Source organism: Myxococcus sp. SDU36, assembly GCF_030168875.1.
GTDB lineage: Bacteria > Myxococcota > Myxococcia > Myxococcales > Myxococcaceae > Myxococcus > Myxococcus vastator.
Genome location: NZ_CP077414.1, coordinates 8555525 through 8578533, shown reverse-complemented (window position 1 = coordinate 8578533; position 23009 = coordinate 8555525). Strand labels below are relative to the sequence as shown.

Genomic DNA, 23009 nt, shown 5'->3' with positions numbered 1-23009 from the left:
GAGGCCGCCTAGTCCTTCGGAATGCCGATGACCACGAGCGACACGCTGGATTTCGTGTCGTCCGCGACGTTGCCGCTGTCATCCGTGAAGAAGGCCTTCGGCGACTCCAGCCGGACGATAGAGCCATCGACCGTCCACTTCGCGCAGCCGCCACCTATCGTCCGGACGTGATTGTCCTGGTTCTTGTGGAAGGTCGCCTGGTAGTCCTGGAGGAGCACCACCGCGTCGGAGAGGGGCGTCCCGAGGTCCACGCTCACGGTGCTGGATGTCCGCTGGTCGTTCAATGTCGTCTGGCGCACCCCGTCCTCGATGGTGCTGGCGGCGATGAGGCCGGCGTCGACTTGCGCCGTCGTGGCCTGGTTGCCCGAGTTGTCATGCATCGACGCGGTGGCCGTGATGTTGGCGATGGTGTTGTTCACGGTGATGCCCGTCGAGAACTGGACCGCCGCCACCTGGTGCTGCTTGTTGTACTCGAGCTTCCACCCGGCAAGGAAGGTGGGGTGGATCGCGCACGCGGTGCTCGGGAGCGTAATGTTGGGGCTCTGCCCATTGCTGGGAATGCCGTGCGCGGAATCGAGCGCGACGCCGGAGTTCGTGGAGTCGAGGACCGCGACACAGCAGACCACCACCGAGCTGTTGTTCGTGTCGAGGTTGTGGCCGCTGTCGTCATTGAGCTTCCCGACGACCTTGGCCGTGACGACCGAGGCGCTCGCCTTGTTGGTGGCGAGGGTGAGCTCGAGATTGTGGACGAAGTTGTCGTTGTCGTAGCAGAACTTCCAGTACGCGATGCCGACCGTGAAATCGAGCACGCTGCGCCCGTTGAAGTCGAACGTCGCAGTCTGACTGGGGTTGACGGTGGCGTAGGACACGGCGATGGGCATGGCTTGGCTCCAGGACGCCGAGGCGGCGTGTGAAGGTTGAGTGACGAAGGTGTTCGTCCGCACGCACTTGAAGTGAAACAATCATTGCATGTGGGACGTGACAGGTGATTCGAGCGTGGCTCCGACACGTTGTTCCAGTGGCATGTCGTACGGCTCGTCACATCGACCGCGAGGTCATCGTTCGACTGCCTGGCTGCATCAGCTCGGTCTCTTGTACCCTGAGTGTCAGTTCGTGGATATTGGACCTAGTGCCTACACCCAGCCGCCCATGGGAACCCACCGGGCACGTCTGCCCCCGCAGCAAAAAGCCCGAGAAGATCCGCGCCTTGTCGGGGACGAAAATCATCCGCCGTGGATTTTTCCAGAAAGGAGCGGTGACCATGACGACGGAGATGAAGCAGACGAGCCCGATGAAGTTCAGCTATCGCAACAACCTCTGGACCCAGCTCGATGCCGCCTCCCGTTCGCACGTGAGTACTGGCTCGATTTCCATCGTGGGATTTGGCCGCCTTCACGGTCATCCGCCCGTACCCTGCTGAAGCTCGCGCTCCGTCACCCAAGCGCCATGTCACGCAGAGGCCGGGCTCCCATCCAGGGGACCCGGCCTCTCGGCTTTCAGGGCCCCGCTCCTTCAGGGGACGTAGAGCGCTAGGGAAGACGCGCGGGCCTGTAGAGCCCGAGCCCGACAGGGCCCGCTGGGTTCAACTCCCAGCGGTGAGCGTCAGGTGTGGTTTGCGGAGATTCAATCGGTCCCCGATTGAAGGGCGGAACCCACCCCCTCCTTAAAACCACTGAAAATTACTCGCCCTTCGGCCTCTCAGAGAGTCTGAGTCCCCTGAGAGAAAAGCCGAGAACGAGTTCGCTTAGGGCTTCATTCGGGGACGCTGGCGATGTCCGCATCATCCCGCTGGACGTCACCGATGATGCCAGCATCGCGGCGGCGGCGCACATCGGCGCGCAGACGCAGGCGCTCGACGTGCTCATCAACAACGCGGGCATCTACGTGAAGGACGGTGATGGAGCGCCCAGCACCGTGCGTTTGGACGCCATGCGCGCCACCTACGACGTCAACGTCTTCGGCCCGTTGCGTGTCACGGCCGCATTCCTCCCCTTGCTGCGCGCGGCACGCAACGCCCACGTGGTGATGGTGGGCGTGGGCCTGACGGTGCTTCCCGACTACCTGGTGGCCTCCTCGGTCCGTGAGGGCAGGTTGGTGACGCTTACCCCCGACGCGGGCCGGCGCGCCACGCGTCCTCCCACGGGTACGCTGTGGGTGGCCTGGCGGAAGTCCGCGGCGCCCACGGCCCGGTTCCTCGCGGTCCGCGACTGGCTCCTGGACGGTAGCGAGGCTCGCTGAACCAAAGGCTCCGTGTGCACCAGGTCGTGGTGCTTTCGTGACAAGAGCATGCGCCTGGGGGAAGCCGCGCCCCCTGCGGGTGAAGCGGGCGGAAGTCGTGCTCACGGTGCATCGCTACGACCTGACGCGGGTGGCCCTTTACACCGGAGCGCTCACTGCGAGGTCGCTTCCATCCACTGGACCACGACCTGGCACAGCGCCTTCTTCTTCGCCTTCACCTCCGCCAGGCCGCGAAGCGTGACGACGGCGCGGTCCGCGGCGGCCCACTGCAGCAGGCCGCTGGCGTCCTCGAAGGAGAAGCCTTGCGTCGCCTTCACCTTCGCGCCCCGGTGGAAGATGAGCTGAACACAGTCCTTGGGCTTCAGCTTGAACGTCACCCGGTCATCGCCCTTGAAGCAGAAGCTTGGCGCGTTCCACTTGATGCGCTCCACAATGCCCGGATGGGCGGCCAGGATGGCGGTGCGCAGGCTTTCGACTTCGTCCTTCCTCGCGTGTTCGAGTTCCTGCATGAATCGCTCGACTGCTTCGGACCGGTTCGACACGCGCGTCACCTCTCTCCAGCACCATGATATTGCGAGCGGGCCGGACGACGCGGGATAAACCGGGCCATGCGCGAAGTCAGTGGCCAGCAGCTGGTGCAGCAACTCCGCGACCTCGGCGTGCGGGAGGGCGGTGTGCTCGTGGTGCACACGTCCTTCAAGGCCGTGCGCCCGGTCGAAGGTGGCCCGCTCGGGCTCATCCACGCACTGCGTGAGGCGTTGGGGAGCGAGGGGACCCTGGTCATGCCCACGATGACGGATGGCGAGGGCGTGTTCGACCCGAGGACCACGCCCACGGCAGGGATGGGCATCACCGCCGAGCGCTTCTGGCGCCAGCCCGGCGTCCTGCGCAGCACCCACCCAGGCGGCTCCTTCGCGGCCGTGGGCCCTCGCGCGCCGGAAATCTGCCGCCCACAGCCGCTCTCGCCGCCCCATGGTCCTGACAGTCCGGTGGGCTGGGCACATGACCTGGGCGGCCAGGTGCTCTTGCTGGGCGTCACCCAGGGCGAGAACACGACCATCCACCTGGCGGAGGCCTTGGCCTCCGTGCCGTACTCCGTCACCCACCCGTGTGTCGTTGAAGTGGATGGCGTTGCGCGGACCGTGGACATCGCGGAGACCGACCACTGCTGTCAGGGCTTCCAGCGCGCCGACGGCTGGCTTCGCGCCCGCGGCCTCCTGCGTGAAGGCAAGGTGGGGCACGCCGACGCGAAGCTCGCCGACGCGCGCGACGTCGTGAACGTCGTGGTCGAGCACCTTCGGGCCGACCCGCTCGTCTTCCTCTGCACGGCGGGCGCGGGCTGCGAGGAGTGCGACAGGGCCCGCGCGAGCGTGGCAGTGCCTTGAAGCGGGCCTCGACGGGCGTCCAACCCGAGGCCTCGGGTGCGTCCGCGCTCAAGAGATACCGGCCGCGCCATGACCGCCTTCAGCAGCGGGTCCAGAACCTCGTGCCGGGAGGGCGCCGCCACGAATGACTTTCTCGTGAACACGACCTTCTCAACATTTCAAGGATGCTCTGCGAGTCAGGGGGCTGGTGTATGGAACCTCCTCCCCCGCCGTACCCCCCAGGAGGAATCATCCATGCGTCGTCTCGTTCCAGCCCTTCTCTCCGCGAGTCTGATGGTCGGATGTGGTCCCACCGGCGCCGAGTCCGAGCCGTCTTCTCCGTCCACGGAGCACCAGGACGCGCCGCTCACCACCACGGACGTGGACGTGGCCCCGGAGTGTCAGGGCCTGCTCACCTTCGTCAACACGGCGTCGCTGTCCACGCTGGACGCCTACCTTCCCAGTGACGTCGCCCAGAACCTCGTCGGCTACCGCGCGACGGCGCCCTTCTCCACGCTGGCGCAGGTGTCCGGGGTCCAGGGTGTCGGCGCGGTGCGCCTGGCGCAAATCGAGGGTGGCGCCCGCGCGCTGGGCTACATCACCAGCACCTGTGCCGGCATCCTGGACGAGCTCGCGCTCTCCACCGATGACGCCGCGGCGGTGGTCACCCTGGTCAACACCATCCACAGCGACGCGCTGTACGCCGTCCTGCCGTACGCGTGGAACGGCGCGACGAACCTCCTCAACCTGCGGCCCTTCACGTCCGCGCAGGCCATCTCCGAGGTGACTGGCATTGGCGCGGTCAGTCTGCGCAACCTCCGCAACGCGGCCACGCAGGGCTACGCGCTGACGGCGCTCATCGCCGCGGTGAACGCCCAGGAGGAGAGCCTGTGGACCTCCCGGCTGAGCCAGGGCTTCGAGGTGGAGGACGTGATTGCCGGCGCCCACGGCAATGACGAGTTCAAGAGCGCGCAGTGCTTCGGCATCGACCCCAGCCTCTTCCCCAACGCGCTCTGGCAGGTCCGTCCGCAGTTGGCCACGGGCGCCGAGGTCGTCAACCAGGTCGCCAGCACGGTCGACTACGCCGACCGCAACGAGCCGCTGCCGGAGGCGCTCATCACCGACGGCCTGGCGGAGCTCCAGGCGCGCACCGCGGGTGGCACGTTCAAGGGCTGCTACATCAGCTACGGCAAGGGCCCCTGGGCCGGCATCGCCGTCAGCTTCTTCATCGACACGGTGACGGGCTACCGCGTGCTGACGGAGCAGCACTGGGTGGAGTAGGCCCTGGACGCGCGAAGCCCCCTGTCACCCACGGGTGACAGGGGGCCTCTCAAACGGCGAGCTGGCGCGTGACTACGGCACCACCGTGGCCGTCACGGACACGCCCGAGTAGGACGAGTAGCCGCGCACGGACACGTACCAGGTCCCCGACTGGGGGTTGGAGAAGGTGCAGGTCTCATCGTTGCCGGACGCGTAGGGCCGGCAGTCGTAGGCGCTGGTGGTGGGCTGCGAGCCGCGACGCACATAGAGGTCCGCGTCACCCGAGCCACCCGCCTGCGTCACCGTGAGCGACGTGGTGCCGCTGGGGACGTTGATGGAGTAGTGCTTCCAGGTGCTGGAGGAGCCCGACAGGTTCGTCTGGGAGAGCACCGTGGTGCCGGTCGGCGGGGGGGTCGTCCCATTGATCTTGGAGTCAATCCAGCTCTCGAAGTGCGACACGCGCGCGTACATGCCCGGGTAGCGCGAGTCGGCGCAGCCGATGCCCCAGCTCACGACGCCCGCGAGCTTGCGAGTGCCGTTGTGGTTGACGGTGAGCGGACCCCCACTGTCACCCTGGCACGAGTCCTTGCCCGACGCCGAGGCGCCAAGCTGGTCCGCGCCAATGGTGTAGCTCGGGTACTGGCTCTGCGCCTGCGCGTTGGTAATCAGGTTGACGTCCACCGTGCGCAGGTTGACAGGCAACGACGAGGAGCCGGAGGAGGTCGAGCCCCACCCCGTCGCGGTCGCGACCACGCCCGCGTTGGTGGCGCCGTTCGACGCATCCGCCGCTGAGACGAGCGGAATGGCCCTGACGGTGGTGCCATTGAGGTCCAACGGCGTGGACAGGCGAATCAGGGCAATGTCCTTGCCCTGGGTCGCCGTGACGTAGCCGGTATACCGGATGACCTCCGCCGTGGCGCGCCGCTGACCCGTGCCAGTGCGCGAGGTGGAGCCCGCCAGGATGGAGGGGCGAGAGCTGCTCGACACGCAGTGCGCCGCGGTCAGAATCCAGTTCGCGTTGAGGATGGAGCCACCGCAGAAGTGGCTGGTGCCGTTCTGCAGGGACACCTGCCACGGGTTCGCGCCAATGGTCGTTTCCACACCACCGACGATGTCCTGCTCGATGGTCGCCGGCGCCTCCGCCTCCGCCTGCTCCTCGACCATCTCCGGACCGCAACCGACCAGCAACGACATCGCGCCAACCGTCGACCACCGCCGCATGACCTTCACTGACATCATGGAGACCTCAGGTATCTAGGGGAGACGTGAAGCGGCAATGATTGAATAGCCGTCCCACGCTCAAAAAACCGTAACACACGATCTTCCCCATCTACCAGTCCCATCCCGGATGAACCGCCACCGCGCCCAGCGGCGACCGCGCTTTGCGACATGCCTGTTTCATTACATTCCTGCCACACTTTGGAATGGAACGAAGCGTCGAAGGCATGTCATTGGGGGCGCGTGTCGAGGTGACGGCGGCGACATGAAGCAGCCCGGTGGTGTTGATGCGACACACCACCGGGTCTGTCACACCCCTGTCTATGGGCGATTTTCCGGCCGCGTGGTGCCGCTGAGGTTGGACGGCGCCGCGGAGCGCGGCAGCTTCGGCGGGGGCGGCTTGGCGAGGCTGTCCAGGAAGGGCATGAGGTATTCGGCGGCTTGCAGGATGTCGCGCTCGAAGTCCGTCACCATCCGCGATGAAACATCCAGTCTCAGCAGCGTGTCTTGCGTCTCCGTGTGCCCCTCCCAGGTCACCTGGGCCACGGGCCCGGGCGTGCCCGTGCGCGCGAACTGGACCAGGGAATCCACCAGTTGACGCATGAACGTCCGGTCCTCCTCCGTGAACAGCTCGCCAGCGGGCGGCACGTCCGCGGCCGTCTCCAGGAAGTAGGGCACCTCGCCCCCGTGAGGCACGCCCAGGCGCTGCCGGGGGGCGAGCAGCTTCGCGCGGTATTCGAAGTAGTAACGCCACACGGCGGCGCCTTGCTCCGCGTGACGGGTGGCCAGCAAGCGCGGCATGACGGTGAAGACGAAGTCGCGGCACATCCGCCGGCCAATCTCCCGGTCATCGTCCACGTCGGGGTAGAGCTGGCGAATGGACTCGGCGAAGGCGCCCAGGCGTTCGAGGATGGTGCCGGGGTCGATTCCGAACGAGGACACCACGCTGGAGTCGTCACTGGTGCTGCCGATGATGAGCGGCAGGGAGAGCTGCTCGCCACGCGCGAAGGTTTCGCGAATGGGCTCGGGGAGGACGGAGTCTCCGTAGATGGGGCTGGGCGCGTTCGCGGTGTCCGCGGGGAGCATCCAGAACTTCTCCGGACTCAGCTCGCGCAGCTCCTTCATGGTGGCCAGCAGCCGGTCCAGCCCGTTCCTCCACGCGAAGGCCATGCCGGCCAGCCGCGCGTCCGCCAGGGGCTTCTCCTGGAGCACGTATGCGCTCATGGCCACACCCCGGCGGAAGAGGTTCTTCTCCTTGACCTGCGGCGACGTGAAGAGCGACAGGACGCTCTTGGCACCCGCTGACTGTCCCATCACCGTGACGTTGCCGGGGTCGCCGCCGAACCGCGCGATGTTGTCGCGCACCCACTCCAGCGCCACCATCTGGTCCAGCAGGCCAAAGTTCGCCGGCCCACCCGGGTTCTCCTTCTCCAGCGCCGGATGCATGAAGAAGCCCAGGTGCCCCAAGCGGTAGTTGAAGGTCACCAGCACCACGTCGCGTGACGCCAGGTGAATCCCTTCATAGGGCGGCACGCGGCCCGAGCCGATGACGAAGGCGCCGCCGTGAATCCAGAACACCACCGGCAGCTTCGCGCCCGCATCCAGCTTGGGCGTCCACACATTGAGGAAGAGACAATCCTCGTGCATCTCACCGGGGTCGCCGCCGCCGGCGTCGATGCAGGCCTGACGGGACTGGTGCGCGGAGAAGCCGAAGTCGAAGGCCTCGTGGACACCGGGCCACGGATTGGCGCGCTCGGGCGCCCTCCAGCGCAGCGCTCCCGTGGGAGGCTTCGCGTAGGGGATGCCCTTGAAGACAGAAATCTTCCCTTCGACCAGGCCCTGCACCTTGCCTTCCTTCGTGAGTACCTCAGGCGTCTTGATGACGTTCATCGACCGGCTCCCTTTGGTTATGAGCGGGCGCGAAACTGAATTGAGCGGCAACTCCTGGCAACACCTCCCCGCCGGAAACCCGCGTTCATGAAAGCGACAGACCGGAACACGACACCCGCCTCGTCCCGGAGTCGGTCGGGGCCGGGCTCGGTCCCGCGGGCGAACGCTCCGGTCTTGTTCGCGCCAGCTTCCAGGTGCCGTGATAGGGTGGCCGCCGCATGGCGATAGACAAGGCGCTCCTGCTCATCGCGGACATCGGCGGGTACACCCGCTTCATGAGTCATCACCGCTTCAGCCTCGCGCACGCGCAGGAGACGGTGGCGCAGTTGCTCGAGGCCGTCATTGATGCCTCGGGTCCGCTCAAGCTCGCCAAGCTCGAAGGAGACGCGGCGTTCTTCTATGCCGTGGGCGACGGTTTTCCCGCCTTCGCCCGGCAGGTCGCGGACATCCGCCGCGCCTTCGTCTCACGGCGAGAGCAGTTCATCGTTGACCGCATGTGCAGGTGCGACGGCTGCATGCAGGTGGGCGCCCTGACGCTCAAGTTCGTGGCCCACGCCGGTGAGGTCGCCTTCCAGCGCGTGAAGCACCTCACCGAGCTGGCGGGGGTGGACGTCATCCTGGTGCACCGGATGCTGAAGAACGACGTCCCCGTCACGGAGTACGTCCTGATGACAGACGCCGTGCACCAGGGGCTCACGCCGGAGCTCCGCCAGCTCACCCAGGGGCTGGAGCACGACTTCGAGGGCATGGGGCGCACGGCGACGCACTACCTGGACCTGAACGCGTTCGTCCTCGCGCCGCCCGAGCCCGTGCGCCCGAGCCTGCCGCGCAGGCTCTGGGCCAAGCTGAAGCTGGAGCTGAGCTCGATGAAGTACGTGCTGGGCCTCAAGCAACCCTGCGAGGACTTCCGCAACGTCGAGGTCGTGGACCCCCAGAAGCCGTAGCGGGCCGCCCGCGCTTCAGGGGGTGGGCGCGCCGGCGTCACGGCGCAACACGAAGAAGTACGGCGCCACCATCCCCCGCGCGTCCATCAGTCCCAGCACCGTGTCGCCGTCCGCTTTTCGGAACACGTCGAGCGTGGGCCAGTCATCGTAGATCATCGTCGCGCTGAGCTTCCCGCGATACTCCGTCATGCGCAGCCGCGCCTTGAACTGGTCCGTCTCCACCTCGGCGCGGTGCGGCCCCAGGGGACCTCGAATCGCCGGAGAGGGCCACTTCCGGGGGTTCACGGGGAAGACTGACGCGCGGTCCTCGGTGAAGAAGAGCAGCGGATGGACCCGTTCCTCGTCGAGGAACTGCTTGCCGTACCAACCCGTCGCGCTGAGCATTCCGTCCATGGGATGCCCGGTCCGGAGCTCCATGCCCTTCCACGTGCCTCGCATGGAGGACAGGTCCACCGTGGGCAGGCTGTCGAACAGCGTGAGCGCCGCTTCCCCCCTGATGCGTCCTGTCTTCAGGACCTCTTCGAGCGTCATGACCTCTCTCCTCCCTTCATGAGCAGCACGGGCTTGATGACCGCGCGCAGCTCCATGTCATGGACCGCGTCGTTGATGCATTCGAAGGGATAGGCGCGGCTCAGCTTCTCCACGGGGAAGCGTCCCTGTGCGTGCAGCGCGACCAGCTTGGGGATGAACGTCTTCGGGTCCGCATCCCCTTCGAGGATGCCCACCAAACGCTTTCCGGAGAGCAGCGCCATCATCGGCAGGGTGACTTCCGCGGCGTCGCGTGAGGGCAATCCCAACAGCCCGCACGTCCCCAGGGGGCGCGTCACGTCGAAGGCCTGCCGCAGTACCTGGGGCGAGCCCACGCACTCCAACGCGAAGTCCACCCCGCCCCGGGTGCGCTTCAGCATCACCTTCGTCAGGCCGGGCTCGCTCGCGAGGAAGGTGTCCGTGGCGCCCAGCTCGCGGGCGAGCTCCAGCCGGGCCTCGCTGACGTCGACCGCGAGGATGCGCGCGGCGCCCGCCACGTGTGCCGCCATGACAGCCGCCAAGCCGACCGCGCCCGCGCCGAAGACGGCGAGCTGCTGCCCTGCCTCCAGCCGGAAGGCTTCCAGCACCGCGCCCGCTCCCGTCTGGAACCCACAGCCCAGCGGGGCGAACAGCTCGAGCGGCGCCGAGGCGTCCACCTTCACCGCGTTGTGCTGGTGCGCGAGCACGTGCGTGGCGAAAGACGACTGGTGGAAGAAGCTGGAGCGCACCGGCTGGCCCCGCCACCGCATGGGGAAGGTGCCGTCCACCCGGGCCCCGGACAGGTTCGCCACGGGGCCTCGCTGGCAGTACGCTGGCTGGCCCCGCGCGCAGGGACTGCACTCCCGACAGGCGAAGTAGCTGAGCACCACCGCGTCGCCGGGCGCGAAGTCCGTCACGCCTTGCCCTACGGACTCCACCACCCCCGCCCCTTCGTGGCCCAGTACGGCGGGGAGCGGGAAGCGGGCCGCCCCCGCGCGGTAGGTGAGGTCGGTGTGGCAGATGCCGCTGGCCGTCACCCGGACCTTGAGCTCGCCCGCTCCAGGCGGCTCCAATTCGACCTCGTCGATGACGAAGGGACCATTCACCGCCTGCAGCAGCGCCGCGCGCACCGGAAGTGCCATGCCCTGACATTATTGGCAGTTCGCCAATAATGCCAGATGGGGTCGAAGTGTGCGTGTGTGCCTTCGTGCGCCAGGCGACGCGCTACCCTGGCGGCCGGGGCGCTCAGGGACGCGGCGACTCCAGAATCTCCACGTTGGAAATCCAGTTGCGCTTCCGGCGCGCGAGCCGCGTCGCGGCATCCTCGTCGTCGAAGCTGCCCGAGCCGCGGCGAATCCGCGCCGGGTCGATGCCCTCGAACGCGTTGACGTTGACGACCGCGTAGAGCTGGCCGCCGATGAGGCTGGTCACCACGGGGACGACGCCGCACTGGCGACAGATGTGGAACTCCGCGGTCCGCGTGCCGAAGACATATCGGGAGACCTGTGACGGCTCCTGGACCCAGAGCTTGAGCGTCCCCTCAGGATGGGACGTCCAGACGCCCACGTGCCTGGTGCAGAACGAACAACCACAGGCCCGTGCGGGAATCGGGTCCGGGCTCGGCTCCCAGACGAGCGTGAAGGACAGATTCCCGCAGTGGCACTTCCCTGGAATCACCATGAGCGCGACCTCCGTTGCATCGACGCTCACCTATACTTCATCCCGCTCACGCCGCCACGGGATGAAAGGGATTGCAGCACAGTTGCGCCGCCCTCCAAGCAGCACACCTTCGGAGGCCGCGCGGCTCAGGCCGGCAGCTTCTTCAGGAAGGCCAGCAGCGCGGCGTTCACCTCGGCGGCGCGCTCCTGCTGCACCCAATGCCCCGCGCCGGGGACGACGTGGATGTCGGCCAGCTTCGGCACCAGGGCCTTCATGGCGTCGACGGGCGAGAAGGCCCGCACCGGGTCCTTCTCTCCAACCATGTAGAGCGCCGGCTGCGGGAGGACCGCCGTCGCCAGCTCAGGCAGCTCGTGCCAGTCCCGGTCCATGTTGCGGTAGCGATTGAGCCCGCCCCGGAATCCACTGCCGGAGAGCTCCTTCGCGAAGTACGCGACGTCCGCCTCGGTGAGCCAGTCAGGCAACGTCTCCGGCACGTCGAGCCCCGCGAGGAAGCCCTCCCCCTTCTTCTTCGCCAGCACGGCGGGATTCGTCACATCGAAGCCGGGGGTACCCGTGAGAATCGTCCGGACCGTCCTCGGGACGTCCGCCTCGAACTCGGCCTCGGCGACGCCGGGCGCCTGGAAGTAGAGGATGTAGAACCACTTCTCACCGAACATGTGCTGGAAGAGCTGCATCGGTGGCATGGGCGCGCGCCCCAGATGGGGGACGCTCATTCCCACCACCGCGCGGAAGCGGTCGGGATGCAGGGCGGCGCAGTTCCAGGCGAGCGCCGAACCCCAGTCATGACCAATGACGATGGCCGTCTTCTCCCCCAGCGCGTCCAGCAGGCCGACCGCATCCCCCACCAGTTGCTTCATGCTGTACGCCTCAATGGCCTCCGGCTTGTCGCTCTGGCCGTAGCCGCGGACGTCCGGAGCCACCACGTGGTACCCCGCCGCCGCCAGCGCCGGAAGCTGATGGCGCCACGAGTACCAGGACTCCGGCCAGCCATGCAGGAGCAACACGAGCGGCCCCGAACCCGCCTCCGCGACGTGCAGGTTGATGCCATTCGTCTTGACGGTTCGATGCGTGATGTCAGCCATGAGGGCGCTCCGGAGGTGACGGTACGGTGGGGGCGAGCAATCGCATCAGGCGCGTCAGACACGAGGCCTGACGCGCTGCTTCGCGGCGCGAGCGTGACGGCGGCGAACGCCGCGCCCCAGGTCCGCCACGAACGTGCTTCGAAGGTGTTGCATGAGCAGCGCCGCGGCCTGGTCCAGCGCCTTTCCCAGCGCATCATTGACGGCCTGCTCCACGAGACAGCCCGGACTTTCATCATGGGGGCCGATACTGAAGAGCGCCGGCGTTTCGAGCGCTTCGTACACGTCCTCCAACGTCACGGTGTCGAGCGTGCGCGCCAGCGACCACCCTCCACCGTGCCCCTTCACCGAAGTGAGGATGCCTGCGTCCCGAAGTCCGGCCATGGTTCGCCGGACCACCACGGGATTGGCCTTCAGCAGCCGCCCCATCGCCTCTGACGTCACCACGGGGCCCATGTCCTCCATGTGAAGGAGGACATGCAAGGCGACGGAGAGCCGACTGTCGCGTCTCATGCAACTTCATATGTGGCATGAGACGCGGCCAGTCAAGCGATTCGGCAGGTGGGGTGACTGAGTGGGGTGTCGGGACTCAGTAGTTGACCACGCCGTTGGGGAGCAGCAGGCGGTGGCTCCCCAGGTCCACGAGGGAGCGCGCCACGTCGAGCTGCACCACCGCGCGGCCACGCAGCGCCAGCTCGTGCACGGGCGCATCGAAGGTGACCGGGGCGACGCTGGCGTCGACGAAGCCAGAGCCCTCCGCCCGGGCATAGCCGCCCAGCCCCTCCAGTTGGAACGTCACGCGGACGCGCTCCACGCCTTCCGGCACGTAGAAGTAGGCCACCAGGTGCGCGTGGTCGGCCTGGGCCACATCCACGCGGTCATTCGCCAGCTCCACCTTGAGCGGAGCCCCATTCGCGGTGACGCGGACGGCACCGACGGGGAGCTCCAGCTTGTCGTAGCCTTCCGCCGCGGAGCCGCGGAGCCGCAGCTCGAAGCGCCGCCCGTCCTCCGTCTGGACGGGGCCGGACGGAGCGGTGGGCTCGTCCTGGATGGAGTCGAGCCGGTCAGTGCCCCCACCGCAGGCCGTGAGGGCGAGGGCCGCGCAAACACACGTGGACAACATGATTTTCTTCATGGCGTGTCTTTCCTTGAGATTTGAAGGGTGTCTGGAAATGAAGCGGGGGCGGCTCAGGGCGAGCAGCTCTGGCCGGAGTTGGAGGTCGGGTCGACGGCGATGGCCTGCGCGGCCAGGGGCGTGGCGGGACCGGGGATGAAGTTCACGGGCAGCGGATACTCGTCGCAGCCGCCGTTGTAGACACCCACGGAGTCAGTGAGCGTCGAGATGAGGCCACAATTGGTGGAGCTCAGCGCGGCGACCGCGTCCGTGAGCAGCGACGGCGGCGTGGGCGTGGTGCCGAACAGGCGCTGATTGCAGACGCCCACCAGCGTCTGACGCGCGAGCAGGAAGCGGAGCCGGTCCAGCTCGCTGCGCACGCCTCCCGCCGGGTACGTCAGCGGGTCGCCCCACAGGATGCCCTCCGCGGCGGGCAGCGTGACGATGGTCCCGATGGAGCCCAGGTCGATGGAGCCCAGCGCCAGGCACTGCGTGAGCGACAGGATGCGGGCGCTGAAGAAGTCCAGCGTCCGGGTGGCGCTGGTGCACTCCGGCGGAGGCGGCTCTTCCTGCTCGCACGTCAGGCGCGCCGAGCACATGGCCGAGCCCAGGTCGAACGTCACCCGGAACGTGTTGTCGATGTGGTTGTCCGCCAGGCCGTCCCGCGCGGCGATGGTCAAACACTCTTCGTAGCTGTCGATTTGCAGCGCGAAGTTCGACGTCACCGAGCCGTTGACGGGAATGATGACCGGCGGCGGCGGGAAGAACGTGAAGCCCTCGCTCGCCAGCACGGCGTCGGTCGCCGTCAGCAACACGGACGGCAACGTCGGATGGACGTTTTCGACCCTGAAGCTGTAGTTCGCGGTGTAGGGATAATCGTCCGCCACCGCCACCGACGCGCCATTGACCGTCTTTTCGCAAATCAGGTCATGGGCATTCGCGACTCCGCTCCCACCCACCACCGCCGCACATGCCGCGGCAACCCACTGCTGCTTCAGCATCATCCGCATTGTTCCGACCTCGTTCATGAGCACCAGGCTCGGACGTGGCGGATTTCACCGTTTGTGCCATGTCTGGGAAGACGCGGGGCGACAAGCCCCTGACACAAGGATTCCCCATGGGAGGTAGGTGTTACGCCCTTCCTCTCGCATGATGGAAAATCACCTCCCACAGTGGGGACCGCGCCGGTGGACGTGAAGCAGCATCAGGCCTCTTCGAGGAGGGTAATTGCCCCACCCGCGACCGTCCGCACGCCCTGTTGACCTGGGCGAACGCTTCCCATGTCCCGCGAGATGCCTCGGCAGTGAAGTTCCCTGCACCCGACAGGCCTTGGCCCCACGGGGCGTTGCGACGCTTTTTCCTCAGACGCCCGGGAGGGAGAACGTCACCCGCTGGCCGTTTGCGCCCAGCTCCAGCTGCGTCACGTCCGCGCTGGGAGGCCCCAGCACGGGCACGATGAACCAGCTGGCGCGCCGCAGCGTGGCGTCCCTTCGCAGCGCGGCGCCAGGCTCCAGCATGCGCTCCACGCTTCCGCCGGGTCCGTGGAAGACGACGCGCAGCGCGCGCGGAGCCCCCCGGGCGCGGACGTAGAAGGCATATCGTTCACGGCCCCCACCCGCGTGGCCCGCCGCGACGCCCAGCACCTCCATGTCCTTCTCACGGAAGGCCAGCGGCATGACGCCGTCGGGCAGCGGCGCGGGTTCGGACCGGGGAGCCTCCAGGTCATAGGCTCGCAGCGCGGCGTCCGGAGGCACACCGGGGACGGGGGCGTAGCGCTCCGCGAGCGGCGAGACGAGGTAGGGGTGATAGCCGCGCTTGCGGGCACTCACGATGTCTGGCGACCGCCGGTACGTCATGCGGTTGCTCCAGAACATGAGGCTCAGGTACTCCATGGAGTGGGGCACGTCCGAGTCCTGCGCGAGGAAGAGGACACTGCGCGCCGGCGTCTGCTGTTCGAGCGCGCGCCCCACCTCCCGGGAGTAGGTGACGTACAGGTCATCCAGGTGCTTGGACTGGTAGTCTGCCTTCGCCACCGGAAAGGTGACGGCCAGCAGCCACGCGAGCACGCCCGAGGCCAGGAGCCCCAAGCCCAGGGGCGCCCAGGACAGCTTTCGCGGCAGGCGCCAGCACACGAGCGCGACCAGCAGCGCCGCGGCGGAGGCCACGACCAGCCCCTCCGCGAGCCCGGGCCGCTCGCGCGTCTGCGCCAGCACCGCGGGGAGCACGGCGCGGACACGGCCGAGCACCGGCAGGTGCTTGACGAGCCACGGCGTGGCGACCGCGGCCAGGAGCGCCGCCGCGAGCGCGGGGTGGCGTCTGGCATCCGAGCCCGCGATGGCCAACGCGGCCAGGACGGCGGGCACCGCGCCCCAGGCGATGGCGGGGACCTTCACCACGCTCAGTGACAACACGAGCCAGGTGGCCCCCACCCACAACGCGAGCCCCACCACCTCCAGCTCCCGCCGGCGCACTCCGCGCACCAGCAGCCACACGAAGGCGAGCAGCGGCAACACCGCGGGCAGCGGCGCCAGGCTCTGGGTGTTGACCTCGTTCAGGAGGGCATCCACCGGCCGGTGCCAGGGCCCCACGTCCACCGTCGGATCGGCGAAGAGGTGGGCGCGCGTCACCCGCGCCTCCAGGTCATGCAACTCCGGCCAGCGCCATGCGGAGTAGGCGCTCCACGGCGCCGCCAGGAGCACGGCCGCGCCCACCATGGCCACCACCGTGCTGAACCTCGGCCCCGGGCAGAAGCGCAGCCGCCCAAGCGCCCACAGCGTCGCCGCGATGCCCAGGGGCGTCAGCGCGAGCCCCGTCTTGCAAAGGAAGCCCAGCCCCACGGCCGCACCCGCCGCCAGGCCCCAGTGCCACGAGCCCTGACGCGTGGCATGGAACAGGAGCGCCACCGCGACGGCGTTGCAGCCCGTCAGGGTGCAATCCGTCACATCGCCGAAGATGCGCCCCTGGACGAGCTGCCAGCCAAAGGGCATGGCGAGAAAGCCCGCCGCGCCCAGCACGGCCCAGAAGCGCCCGGCGGGCCTGCGCGCGATGAGGAAGATGGACACCGCCGCGGCCAGGTGCCCCAGGAGCGAGGCCAGCCGCAGCGCCAGCGGCGTCACGCCCACCACGTGCATCATCAGCGCGCCGAACCAGAAGGGCCCCGTGGGCTTGTGCATCCACACGTGCGCGGCCCACCAGTGGCGCGGGTCCGCGGGAAAAATCGGGTCCTTGTAGATGTGCGGCGTGAAGAAGGTGTCGTACGTGCCGCGCGCGGCGGCCTGATGCATCGCCTCGTCCCAGATGTAGATGGCCGGGTGCGCCAGGTGAGGCGCCAGTTGAGCCAATCCCCAGACGACGAGCGCCACGATGAGCAGTCCATCGAGACGCCTTTGAAAGACCTCGGAGGGCGCGGCGGCGGTCGGGGCGTCGGTGCTCATCGGGGCAAGGCGTGGGGATAGCACCCCGAACCCGCCAGCGTCACCCGGAGCCGCGCGTCAGTCGCGCCCGATGCCAATGTAGGTGAAGCCCTCGCTCCGGGCGAACCGAGGGTCGAGCACATTGCGGCCGTCGAAGCTGATGGGGCGGCGCATCAAGGCACTGAGCCGCTTGACTCCAGCAGGCTCACCGTCCGCGACGGGCCGCCGCCGATGTTGAAGGCCTGCCCCTTGAGCCGTCCGATGTGCTGCTGCGCCAGGCCGAGCGCGCGCACCAGTTCGCCCACGTCGAGGAGGTCGCGCACCTGCCTGCCAGCGCCGTAGAGCGTGAGGGGCCGGCCTTCGAGCATGCGCAGGAGGAGGTGCGCCACCCAGCCCTGGTCCTCGGTGCCGAACTGCCGGGGCCCGTAGATGCAGCTCATCCGGAACACCACCGTCCTCAGTCCGTAGGCCCGCGCATAGTCGAGCACGTACTGGTCCGCCGCGCCCTTGGAGCAGCCATGGGGACTCTCGAAGTCCAGCGGGCAGGCTTCCCCGACGCCGTGACCGCGCAGGCCCGTGTCCCGGGGCTCGTAGCGGCTGGGCTTCTGGACGAACTCCACGCCCGGCAGCCCGCCGTAGACCTTGTTGGTGGAGGTGTAGACGAGCGAGGCGGGCCGCTCCATGGCACGCAGCGCCTCCAGCACGTTCAGGGTGCCCCCCACGTTGACCTCGAAGTCGGTGACGGGCGTCTCCAGGCTGGTGGTGACCGCCACCTGGGCCGCGAAGTGGAAGACCTGGCTGGCGCCGATGACGGCTTGCTTCACCGCATAGGCGTCCCGGACGTCCGCCGTCATCACCTCCAGCCGGGCGCCATGCCGGGCCTGGAGCCAACGCAGGTTGTGCACCATGCCGGGGCGCGTCAGGTTGTCGACGACGCGCACGGTCCGCCCCTCCGACAGGTAGTGGTCCGCCAGGTTGGAGCCGATGAAGCCGGCCCCGCCGAAGATGACCGTCCTGCCCCCATCCACCTTCCAAGGTTCCGCCGCGCTCATACGGTCAGCCCTCGCGCCTCGAGTTCCGCGCGCGCCTCCGCCACGCGGTCCGTCGCCACCTGGTCTTCAAGCCACGACGACAGCTCCGCGAGCCCGTCATGGAAGGAGACCTGGGGGGCGTACCCCAGCAGCTCACGCGCCAGGCAGATGTCCGCGAAGCAGTGACGGATGTCGCCCATGCGATAGCGCCCCGTCACCGCGGGGCGGAGGCCGGGGCGCCCCATCACCTCCGCGAGCGCCAGGGCCACTTCCTTCACGGTGATCAAGCAAGGCCGGACGCATGGCGCGACGCCTGTTCCAGGCGAGCAGGCGGAGGAGCGGACAGGTCCCCCGTGCTCGGGTCGGCGGGGGCGGCTCAGACGAGGTTCTTCATGCGGACGACCAGGTTCTTGTCGCTGCTCCCGAGCGTGCTCGCATCGTCCGTGGGGATGACGTAGCCCTCATCGGCGCCCACGTGCTTCCGGTAGAAGTCCACGACGCCAGCGTCCTGGACGTTGGACGTGGTGCTCTTCTTGATGCCGTACGCGGAGCCGTCCGCGTTGCGCGCCTTGATGGAATCCGGCGCGGCGGACAGCAGGTCGTCGTGCGTGCCCGACACCCGGCCGCCCTCCTCCGGCTGCATCGTCATCGAGGCGTTGTGGCCCTCGATGTAGCTCACGTCGTAGTACGTCTTGCCGAAGCCCCCGTCGAACTTGACCTCGCCCAGCGTGGCCGCGCTGCCATCACCGGACGTGCTCCGGAAGTTGCCGGACCAGTTCTCCGGGAACTGGAGCGTCTGCGTCTTGCCCGGCGCCAGGGTGACGGAGTCCAGCGCCTTCTCGCCTGCGTTGGGGGTGAACTTGATGGTCATCGGCGTGTTGCCGTCGTTGGTGAAGGTGATGGTGTTGCCATCCTTCGACACACCCGGCGCGCCCGTGGGGCCCGCGACGGCCTTCGCCTGCGAACTGGCCGGAGCGGCGGGGGCAGCCGGAGCGGCCCGCGCCGGCTCGAAGCGGTCCACCTCGCGGTTGGCTGGCGCGCTGCCCGCGCCCTTCGCCTCGGAGAGCGGGTGCGCGCTGCCCTGCGGACGCGGGGCCCCCTCACCGCCCAGCACGCGGGTGGCCTCCGTCAGCAGCTGGGCCAGCCGGGAGAGGTTCTGCGTCAGCGCCTCCACGCCCTGCCCCTTCGCCGCGCCCGTCGGGCCATCAAAGCCGTCGCGCAGGAACAGATGCCGCAGCGGGTCCATCTGCCCCGCCCCCGCCAGGGACTGCCGCGGCGCCGCGGGGCGCTCCATTCCGGAGGCGCGCTGGAGGGAGGGGCTGGAGACGCACGAACGGGAGACGGGGGAGAGCGCCATGGCGAGGGGTCCTCGGCTTGGGGTGGATGCCGCCACGTAGAGCAGGCGCCGTGCCATGTCCCACCTCCCCACCGACCTCCGCACAACCATTTGAAATCGCTCAAGGAGGACGCTGACGGCGGCCGCACGGCGTCACGCCTGAAGGGCGGCGGCCTGGTGACTCGCGCACCTGCCTGGTGTTGGCTGTCACCACCCCGGCCCGGCGCCTTGCGCCAAAGGCCTACAGCAGCTTCTGCCCCAGCACGTCGAACGCCTCCAAGTTGCTCGCGGCCGCGGGGCTGGCCCGGTAGTCCTCCGCCAGGAGGGTCCAGAGCATGAGGTCGCGCCACGTTCCGTCAGCGGCCCGGAGGCGCTGCCGCAAGGTGCCTTCGTGGGTGAAGCCCAGCTTGCGGGCCACCGCGATGCTCGGGAGATTGAGCGGTTCGCAGTGAATCTCCACCCGGCGCAGGCCCTCCAGCTCGAACGCGACACGGGTGAGCGCCGCCGCCACTTCGGTCGCCAGCCCCTGGCCCGTGTGCTGGGCCGCAATCCAATACCCTATCTCCCGAGTCCCCTCGTCCCCGCGGGGATGCAGCCCGCAGCCGCCCAGGACCTCCGTCCCGCCCCGGTCGAACACGGCATAGGTGAAGTCTTGTCCCAGGTCGAAGCTCCCGCGAAAGCGCCGCAGGACGGCGGCCTGCTGCGCCACGCTCATCGGGTAGTCGCCCGCCCAGGGCAGCCAGGGGCGCAGATGTTCAAGGCTGGCGTCAATGGCGCGGAGCGCACGCGCGGCGTCAGCGGGTGACCAGCAGCGGAGCAGGGTTCGCGTGGTCTGGAGGGTGTACGCGGGCCCGGAGGGAGTCGGAGTCATGACGAACCAGTGGAAGTGGAAGGAACCTTGGCCCCTTCCATCCCACGGAGTCTACGACAGAGACGGAAGCCAGACAGGCTCGAGGCCACGAGCAACGCGACGGCCACGGCCTTGGCTTGTTCAATGCCTCGACGCCCCCCGTTTCGTCTAACGCACCACGTGCAGCTGGGATGCGCTCACCCCATCGCCTCGCACCTGTACCTCCAACGCCCCTGCCCGCGCCGCGCGGAAATAGAACACCGCTTCCTGCTGCGGCCCCTCCAGAGACATGGCGCCGCTGCCATTCAAAGGCACCAGGGCCTGTGTACACGCCGCGTCCCGGAAGAAGGTCACTTCTCCAACATCGCCCTGCGCCTCCACCACCAGCGCGGACGACGCCAGGGCGGACAGGTTGCCCAGGGCGTCCTGGCTCTGCACCACCAACGCCGCCGAGCACGCGCCCGCCGCCACGTCTTGCGGTGGTGTCAGGAAGGCCACCTGCGCCGCCGCGTCCGCCACCACGTCCACATCGAAGGTGGCGCCCGGCAGCGTCTCCCTGGCGTAGCCCGCGCCGCTGATGCGGTTGCGGCTGATGACGTTGGCCCCGCCCAGGTCCGAGATGCCCGCCTGGTACGGCACGCCGTTCGCCACCACGTCATGGCTCAACGTGTTCTCCACCACGAGCAGCCGTGAGGATTGCGCCAGCGGCCCGCCGTCCGCCTCCGCTTGCGACAGGTCGATGCCAACGTCGTTCGCCTCCAGCGTGTTGCCCTGGATGAGGACGTCCTCGCACACCGGGCCGCCGTAGTAGGCCCCACCCGCGACGAGGATGCCGGCCGCCACATAGCCGGTCCCCGAATAGACGTTGCCGGTGACGCGGTTGCCCAGCACCTGTCCCGTGGCGCCGAAGCTCAGCTGGATGCCATTCCTTGCGATGACCGCCGACGGACCGCCGCCCTCCACCACGTTGTCCTCCACGGCCACGTCCACCCGGCCCGAGGCCACGACGCCCGCCTTCTGGTAGCCCACGATGTGGTTGCGCATGACGTCCACCTGGACCACCCGGGAGGCGTCCTGGGCGTTTCGCACCTCGATGGCCACGCCCTCCTGGCAGGCGCCCCGGCCCTCATCCTGATGCAGCGCGCGCACCTCGCTGTCGGTGATGGCGCCGCTCGCCCCGATGAAGCGGATGCCACTCAAGCTGGCCTCACCCGCGTCACAGGCCCGCTCCGACAGGCCACGCGCCTCCACCACCACGTCGTGGACGTGGGCCGTGTCTCCCCGGTTGCGGAGCACCGCCCCCTGGAAGCGGCCGCCTTCGGGGTCCACCGCCGTCACCACGTGTCCGGCGCCGTCAAAGGTGACTCCCTCCGGGATGTACAGCGTGCCCTCCGTCGTGCAGTCCGCCGTCAGCGTCACGCGGCCGTCCTCCCACCGTGCGGAGCAGGGAGGAAACGCTCCACAGCGCCGGTCGTCCCAGCGAATCTGGAACAGGTGCGTCGCGCTCATCCCCGACACATTCGTGACGGTGAGCCGCACCGAAGGCTCCACGTGCGTCGGGACACAGGACAGCGCGGACCAGCGCACCTCGCCCCGCGTCCCGTCCTGGGTGGCGGTTTCCAAAAGGCCGGTGTTCGCGGACCACTGGAAGGTGAGGGCCTCGCCACGCGGGTCCTCCGCCACCGCCTGGAGCAGGACGGGCTCCGCGCCCAGGGCCTCCGTCCGCGACTGGGCCGTGGAGACGATGATGGGCGGCAGCCGCTGCACCACGCACACGTCCACCGAGCCGACGTGCTCACCGCCACGGTCATCCCGCATCGTGACGTGGAACTGGCACGCGCCACAGGCCCCGGAGGGCGGCGTGGACGGCGTGAAGCGAGGCGACCGCGCGTTCGCGTCGTCGAACGTGCCGTCGCAGCTCGCCGTCCACGCGTAGGTCAGCGCATCTCCGTCCTCGTCCCGGCCCTCCGCCTGGAGCTGGAGGGAAGCGCCGTACGGGACCTCGCCGGAAGGCAGGGAGCTCAGCTCCACCAACAGCGGCCAGCGATTGAAAGCGACCGCGCCGTCCGCGCCGAAGCCATGGTCCCGAGCCACCCGCACGGGGAAGTCCAGCGTGGCCCCCAGGCCCACCGCGTTCGTCACCTGGAGCGTCAACGTGACGAAGCCGGCCGCCTCCGGCGCCGTCCAGACCGGCGCCGGGGCGCTGGCGTCACTGAAGCTTCCAGCCGAGGCCCGCCAGGCATACGTGAGCGCCCCATCCCCGGAGGCGGCCTCCGCCACCGCGCGCAGCGCCACCTCCCCTTCGGGCCGGACCTCCGCCGACGAGCCCAGCACCGCGTCGATGAAGGGCGCTCCGGGCGCGCCGGGGGCAACGGCTCGCGGGACCAGGACGACCAGCGCCGTCCGGTGTGCGCCTGTCACCACGTTCGGGACGTCGACGTGCGCCAGGACCTCACCGCCGTCGCCGCGGACGGTGGCGCTCGCCTCCACCGCCCGTCCGGAGGCAATCCGCCGCACCAGCCCCTGCCACAGGCCGTCGCCCCCCGCGAGCACCGCGCCCGCTGCTTCTCCCTCCACGGGCGTGAGCGTGGCGCGGACCTCCGTGACGGGCCCGGACGCCAGCGTGCGCGGAACCACCACCATCACCCGCGCCGACGCGGAGGGCTCCAGGTGGATGGGCAGCGGATCCTCAGGAAGACACCCCGTCGTGGCCACCAGCACCAGGAGGCCCGCGAGGCGCCAGGGGCTCAGCGTGTCCATGGGACTCATCACGGCATCCTCCAGGCGGGACAGGAATTCGACACTCTATCACCTGCCTTCCATGCAACGCGCCAGTGGACGTTCCGGCGAGCCCCCCTCCAGGGCCCCCTTCCCGTTGACTGCGCGACGTGGACACGGGTGTCACGCCCTGACCCGGGGCGCGGGGCGTCATCCCACCTTCTCCTCCCTGCATTCCGTTGCCCCCCAATCACATCCACTCCCATCTGGGCATCTCACCAGGACCCGAGCAGGGGGGACTTGTCCACCTCCAGCGCCACCGACATCCGTGGAGTCCATATTACGCCGCACCACTTCACACTATCGA

General features: G+C 68.6%; 22 protein-coding genes. 5 read left to right on the top strand and 17 right to left on the bottom strand.

Annotated elements, in window-relative coordinates:
• Nucleotides 1-8: 8 nt before the first annotated feature.
• Entirely contained in the window at nucleotides 9-881 is an 873-nt protein-coding gene (locus tag KGD87_RS35035; RefSeq protein WP_284665259.1) for a hypothetical protein, read from the bottom strand.
• Between the two features lie 380 nt (nucleotides 882-1261).
• Between KGD87_RS35035 and KGD87_RS35030 the strand changes: the two genes are divergently transcribed.
• Nucleotides 1262-1420 (top strand): hypothetical protein, encoded by a 159-nt coding sequence (locus KGD87_RS35030; RefSeq protein WP_284665258.1) that lies wholly within the window; start codon nucleotides 1262-1264, stop codon nucleotides 1418-1420.
• A 188-nt stretch (nucleotides 1421-1608) separates the two neighbouring features.
• Nucleotides 1609-2238 (top strand): SDR family NAD(P)-dependent oxidoreductase, encoded by a 630-nt coding sequence (locus KGD87_RS35025; RefSeq protein WP_284665257.1) that lies wholly within the window; start codon nucleotides 1609-1611, stop codon nucleotides 2236-2238.
• A 152-nt stretch (nucleotides 2239-2390) separates the two neighbouring features.
• Here the strand turns inward: KGD87_RS35025 and KGD87_RS35020 are convergent, their stop codons facing one another.
• Entirely contained in the window at nucleotides 2391-2747 is a 357-nt protein-coding gene (locus tag KGD87_RS35020) for a DUF1801 domain-containing protein (protein WP_284665256.1), read from the bottom strand.
• A 99-nt stretch (nucleotides 2748-2846) separates the two neighbouring features.
• On the opposite strand from KGD87_RS35020, the gene KGD87_RS35015 reads away from it, so the two are divergent.
• Together KGD87_RS35015 and KGD87_RS35010 are read left to right on the top strand one after the other, a co-directional pair.
• Nucleotides 2847-3623 (top strand): AAC(3) family N-acetyltransferase, encoded by a 777-nt coding sequence (locus KGD87_RS35015; protein WP_284665255.1) that lies wholly within the window; start codon nucleotides 2847-2849, stop codon nucleotides 3621-3623.
• A gap of 234 nt (nucleotides 3624-3857) precedes the next feature.
• The gene (locus KGD87_RS35010) at nucleotides 3858-4883 is read left to right on the top strand and encodes a helix-hairpin-helix domain-containing protein (RefSeq protein ID WP_284665254.1); all 1026 of its coding nucleotides are present in this window, start codon (nucleotides 3858-3860) and stop codon (nucleotides 4881-4883) included.
• A gap of 72 nt (nucleotides 4884-4955) precedes the next feature.
• On the opposite strand, the gene KGD87_RS35005 is transcribed toward KGD87_RS35010, so the two are convergent.
• Nucleotides 4956-6101, bottom strand: a complete 1146-nt coding sequence (locus tag KGD87_RS35005; protein WP_284665253.1) for a trypsin-like serine protease — start codon at nucleotides 6099-6101, stop codon at nucleotides 4956-4958.
• A gap of 300 nt (nucleotides 6102-6401) precedes the next feature.
• On the bottom strand, nucleotides 6402-7970 hold the full coding sequence (locus KGD87_RS35000) for a carboxylesterase/lipase family protein (RefSeq protein WP_284665252.1): 1569 nt from the start codon (nucleotides 7968-7970) through the stop codon (nucleotides 6402-6404).
• A gap of 218 nt (nucleotides 7971-8188) precedes the next feature.
• Here KGD87_RS35000 and KGD87_RS34995 point away from each other — a divergent pair, with 218 nt between their 5' ends.
• On the top strand, nucleotides 8189-8914 hold the full coding sequence (locus KGD87_RS34995) for a DUF2652 domain-containing protein (RefSeq protein ID WP_284665251.1): 726 nt from the start codon (nucleotides 8189-8191) through the stop codon (nucleotides 8912-8914).
• 15 nt (nucleotides 8915-8929) lie between these two features.
• Here the strand turns inward: KGD87_RS34995 and KGD87_RS34990 are convergent, their stop codons facing one another.
• From KGD87_RS34990 to KGD87_RS34930, 13 genes are all read right to left on the bottom strand, one after another.
• Nucleotides 8930-9445 carry a DUF4334 domain-containing protein gene (locus KGD87_RS34990; RefSeq protein WP_284665250.1) on the bottom strand — a complete coding sequence of 172 codons (516 nt, stop codon included), beginning with the start codon at nucleotides 9443-9445 and terminating at the stop codon, nucleotides 8930-8932.
• Nucleotides 9442-10563: an NAD(P)-dependent alcohol dehydrogenase gene (locus KGD87_RS34985; RefSeq protein WP_284665249.1), complete on the bottom strand. Its 1122-nt coding sequence runs from the start codon at nucleotides 10561-10563 to the stop codon at nucleotides 9442-9444. Before KGD87_RS34985 ends, KGD87_RS34990 begins: the two co-directional genes overlap by 4 nt.
• A gap of 103 nt (nucleotides 10564-10666) precedes the next feature.
• Nucleotides 10667-11131, bottom strand: a complete 465-nt coding sequence (locus KGD87_RS34980) for a GFA family protein (protein ID WP_284665248.1) — start codon at nucleotides 11129-11131, stop codon at nucleotides 10667-10669.
• A gap of 95 nt (nucleotides 11132-11226) precedes the next feature.
• The gene (locus KGD87_RS34975) at nucleotides 11227-12183 is read right to left on the bottom strand and encodes an alpha/beta fold hydrolase (protein ID WP_284665247.1); all 957 of its coding nucleotides are present in this window, start codon (nucleotides 12181-12183) and stop codon (nucleotides 11227-11229) included.
• 54 nt (nucleotides 12184-12237) lie between these two features.
• Nucleotides 12238-12693 carry an Rrf2 family transcriptional regulator gene (locus KGD87_RS34970; protein WP_284665246.1) on the bottom strand — a complete coding sequence of 152 codons (456 nt, stop codon included), beginning with the start codon at nucleotides 12691-12693 and terminating at the stop codon, nucleotides 12238-12240.
• Nucleotides 12694-12769: 76 nt separating this feature from the next.
• Nucleotides 12770-13315 (bottom strand): hypothetical protein, encoded by a 546-nt coding sequence (locus KGD87_RS34965; RefSeq protein ID WP_284665245.1) that lies wholly within the window; start codon nucleotides 13313-13315, stop codon nucleotides 12770-12772.
• A gap of 53 nt (nucleotides 13316-13368) precedes the next feature.
• The gene (locus KGD87_RS34960; RefSeq protein ID WP_284665244.1) at nucleotides 13369-14298 is read right to left on the bottom strand and encodes a hypothetical protein; all 930 of its coding nucleotides are present in this window, start codon (nucleotides 14296-14298) and stop codon (nucleotides 13369-13371) included.
• A 357-nt stretch (nucleotides 14299-14655) separates the two neighbouring features.
• Nucleotides 14656-16728, bottom strand: coding sequence for an ArnT family glycosyltransferase (locus KGD87_RS34955; protein ID WP_284665243.1), 2073 nt, complete (start codon nucleotides 16726-16728; stop codon nucleotides 14656-14658).
• A 152-nt stretch (nucleotides 16729-16880) separates the two neighbouring features.
• Nucleotides 16881-17759, bottom strand: coding sequence for an NAD-dependent epimerase/dehydratase family protein (locus KGD87_RS34950; protein ID WP_284665242.1), 879 nt, complete (start codon nucleotides 17757-17759; stop codon nucleotides 16881-16883).
• Nucleotides 17756-18016, bottom strand: coding sequence for an NAD-dependent epimerase/dehydratase family protein (locus tag KGD87_RS34945; protein ID WP_284665241.1), 261 nt, complete (start codon nucleotides 18014-18016; stop codon nucleotides 17756-17758). The genes KGD87_RS34950 and KGD87_RS34945 overlap by 4 nt, the downstream gene beginning before the upstream one ends.
• A gap of 98 nt (nucleotides 18017-18114) precedes the next feature.
• Entirely contained in the window at nucleotides 18115-19095 is a 981-nt protein-coding gene (locus tag KGD87_RS34940; RefSeq protein ID WP_284665240.1) for a glycoside hydrolase 64/thaumatin family protein, read from the bottom strand.
• A 220-nt stretch (nucleotides 19096-19315) separates the two neighbouring features.
• Complete coding sequence (locus KGD87_RS34935) at nucleotides 19316-19945, bottom strand: GNAT family N-acetyltransferase (protein WP_284665239.1); 630 nt, start codon at nucleotides 19943-19945, stop codon at nucleotides 19316-19318.
• A gap of 147 nt (nucleotides 19946-20092) precedes the next feature.
• A complete protein-coding gene (locus KGD87_RS34930) occupies nucleotides 20093-22693 on the bottom strand; it encodes a right-handed parallel beta-helix repeat-containing protein (RefSeq protein ID WP_284665238.1) in 2601 nt (866 codons plus the stop codon).
• Nucleotides 22694-23009 lie beyond the last annotated feature (316 nt).

Excerpts from the sequence above, each read along its gene's own strand:
- KGD87_RS35035 (WP_284665259.1), bottom strand. The coding sequence starts at position 881 with ATGCCCATCGCCGTGTCCTACGCCACCGTCAACCCCAGTCAGACTGCG.
- KGD87_RS35030 (WP_284665258.1), top strand. The coding sequence starts at position 1,262 with ATGACGACGGAGATGAAGCAGACGAGCCCGATGAAGTTCAGCTATCGC.
- KGD87_RS35020 (WP_284665256.1), bottom strand. The coding sequence starts at position 2,747 with ATGCAGGAACTCGAACACGCGAGGAAGGACGAAGTCGAAAGCCTGCGC.
- KGD87_RS35015 (WP_284665255.1), top strand. The coding sequence starts at position 2,847 with ATGCGCGAAGTCAGTGGCCAGCAGCTGGTGCAGCAACTCCGCGACCTC.
- KGD87_RS35010 (WP_284665254.1), top strand. The coding sequence starts at position 3,858 with ATGCGTCGTCTCGTTCCAGCCCTTCTCTCCGCGAGTCTGATGGTCGGA.
- KGD87_RS35005 (WP_284665253.1), bottom strand. The coding sequence starts at position 6,101 with ATGATGTCAGTGAAGGTCATGCGGCGGTGGTCGACGGTTGGCGCGATG.
- KGD87_RS35000 (WP_284665252.1), bottom strand. The coding sequence starts at position 7,970 with ATGAACGTCATCAAGACGCCTGAGGTACTCACGAAGGAAGGCAAGGTG.
- KGD87_RS34995 (WP_284665251.1), top strand. The coding sequence starts at position 8,189 with ATGGCGATAGACAAGGCGCTCCTGCTCATCGCGGACATCGGCGGGTAC.
- KGD87_RS34990 (WP_284665250.1), bottom strand. The coding sequence starts at position 9,445 with ATGACGCTCGAAGAGGTCCTGAAGACAGGACGCATCAGGGGGGAAGCG.
- KGD87_RS34985 (WP_284665249.1), bottom strand. The coding sequence starts at position 10,563 with ATGGCACTTCCGGTGCGCGCGGCGCTGCTGCAGGCGGTGAATGGTCCC.
- KGD87_RS34975 (WP_284665247.1), bottom strand. The coding sequence starts at position 12,183 with ATGGCTGACATCACGCATCGAACCGTCAAGACGAATGGCATCAACCTG.
- KGD87_RS34970 (WP_284665246.1), bottom strand. The coding sequence starts at position 12,693 with ATGAGACGCGACAGTCGGCTCTCCGTCGCCTTGCATGTCCTCCTTCAC.
- KGD87_RS34965 (WP_284665245.1), bottom strand. The coding sequence starts at position 13,315 with ATGAAGAAAATCATGTTGTCCACGTGTGTTTGCGCGGCCCTCGCCCTC.
- KGD87_RS34960 (WP_284665244.1), bottom strand. The coding sequence starts at position 14,298 with ATGATGCTGAAGCAGCAGTGGGTTGCCGCGGCATGTGCGGCGGTGGTG.
- KGD87_RS34955 (WP_284665243.1), bottom strand. The coding sequence starts at position 16,728 with ATGAGCACCGACGCCCCGACCGCCGCCGCGCCCTCCGAGGTCTTTCAA.
- KGD87_RS34950 (WP_284665242.1), bottom strand. The coding sequence starts at position 17,759 with ATGAGCGCGGCGGAACCTTGGAAGGTGGATGGGGGCAGGACGGTCATC.
- KGD87_RS34940 (WP_284665240.1), bottom strand. The coding sequence starts at position 19,095 with ATGGCGCTCTCCCCCGTCTCCCGTTCGTGCGTCTCCAGCCCCTCCCTC.
- KGD87_RS34935 (WP_284665239.1), bottom strand. The coding sequence starts at position 19,945 with ATGACTCCGACTCCCTCCGGGCCCGCGTACACCCTCCAGACCACGCGA.
- KGD87_RS34930 (WP_284665238.1), bottom strand. The coding sequence starts at position 22,693 with ATGAGTCCCATGGACACGCTGAGCCCCTGGCGCCTCGCGGGCCTCCTG.